This is a genomic window from Pantoea sp. WMus005 (assembly GCF_013415305.1).
Lineage (GTDB): Bacteria > Pseudomonadota > Gammaproteobacteria > Enterobacterales > Enterobacteriaceae > Pantoea > Pantoea rara.
Genome location: NZ_JACBXU010000030.1, coordinates 1 through 255, shown reverse-complemented (window position 1 = coordinate 255; position 255 = coordinate 1). Strand labels below are relative to the sequence as shown.

General features: G+C 56.5%; 1 rRNA gene. It reads left to right on the top strand.

The features are described from left to right. Window positions 1-106, top strand: a 23S ribosomal RNA gene (locus HZZ01_RS20790); the annotation flags it as partial. Window positions 107-255 lie beyond the last annotated feature (149 nt).

Here is a 255-nt window from a genome sequence, read left to right as displayed (position 1 = left end):
GAGAGTCCTGAAGGGACGTTGAAGACTACGACGTTGATAGGCCGGGTGTGTAAGCGCAGCGATGCGTTGAGCTAACCGGTACTAATGACCCGTGAGGCTTAACCTTACAACGCCAGAGGCGTTTTTGCAGAGACACGATTTTCAGCCTTGTACCGGATACATCTGCGCGGCCTTAACGGGCGGCGCGGAGACAGAATTTGCCTGGCGGCTTTAGCGCGGTGGTCCCACCTGACCCCATGCCGAACTCAGAAGTGA